Source organism: Micromonospora parva, assembly GCF_000718515.1.
GTDB classification, from domain to species: domain Bacteria; phylum Actinomycetota; class Actinomycetes; order Mycobacteriales; family Micromonosporaceae; genus Micromonospora; species Micromonospora parva.
This window is the reverse complement of record NZ_JNZS01000057.1, coordinates 1-1,122: the sequence shown is the minus strand read 5'-3', so window position 1 is coordinate 1,122 and position 1,122 is coordinate 1. Positions and strand designations below refer to the sequence as shown.

General features: G+C 66.2%; 1 protein-coding gene. It reads right to left on the bottom strand.

What is annotated here, in order from left to right:
• Positions 1–148: 148 nt before the first annotated feature.
• Positions 149–994, bottom strand: a complete 846-nt coding sequence (locus IF22_RS0132590) for a DUF559 domain-containing protein (RefSeq protein ID WP_036412888.1) — start codon at positions 992–994, stop codon at positions 149–151.
• Positions 995–1,122: the final 128 nt, after the last annotated feature.

Sequence of the window (1,122 nt, the reverse complement as noted above, 5' to 3'; positions counted from 1 at the left end):
GCCCCGTAACGCCCCACCCACCCCACCCCCACCCCACCCCCACCCCTCGCCGATCTTGCATTTTGTGTTGCCGAAATGTCCTCGATGGCCAATATGTCGGGACAGGAAGTGCAAGATCGGCGAGCGGGGGGTGGGGTGGGGCCGGGGGTTAGGAGAGGGCGGTTTGGATTGTGGCTTTTATGTGTTGGGGGCGGCGGTAGATGTCACGGTCGGTGAAATAGCGCATCCGCCAACCCGCCGCGTCCAGCCAGTTGATCCGCTCCCTGTCGTACCTGAGTCGGTCACGGCCCAGGTGCGACAGCCCGTCGTACTCGATGCCGATTCGGCGTTCGCGGTAACCCAGATCGAGCCGGTACAGAGGAATGCCATAGCCGTCGGCCACCCATATCTGCGGCTCCGGCGGAGGCAGCCCTCCATCGATCAGGATCAGCCGCAACTGGCTTTCCTGGCGGCACTCCGACCTGCCGTCCGCCAGCGGTATGAGTTGGCGGGCTTGTCGAACACCACGCAGCGCATTGTGGGCTGCCACCTCGGCCAGCAGTTCATCCTGGGTGACCAAGCCCGACCGGAGCGCAGCATCGAGCACCGGGAGTGCGTCGAGCCGCCGAACGGCGCGAGCCAGGTCGACTGCGCAGCGAGCCGCCGGCACACAGGGCAGACCATCGACGAAGACCGGTTGAGCGGGTAGGACCGTTCGGTGAACGACCACTCCGGGCAGTCGGGGCTTCGGCATATCGGCGGGCAGCTGTATGTGGATCAGATCATCACGCAGCACCCCGAAGCCGTGTCGGCGGGCGGCACTCTGTCTCGCCAACATCGCCCCATCGGGCAGCCGGAGCATCAGTGCGCGCAGTTCGTCATCGTCGCTGCAGGGCCGGTCGGCATAGACCCCTCTGCGCACGCGATGGAGTTCCTCCCGGTCGAGCCGACTGCGGATCCGCCCAACGGTGAGTTGTCGCATCAGTGCGTCGGTACGCCACAACTGAGTAACCATGGGAGCAGGCTGACCAACCCCGGACCCACTGAGATCCCGCAACGACCGCCTGTGGACAACCCTCCCCCCTGTGGAAAACCCCCACCCCCTAGCCCCACCGTGCTAGCGCGCCCCACCCCCACCCCACC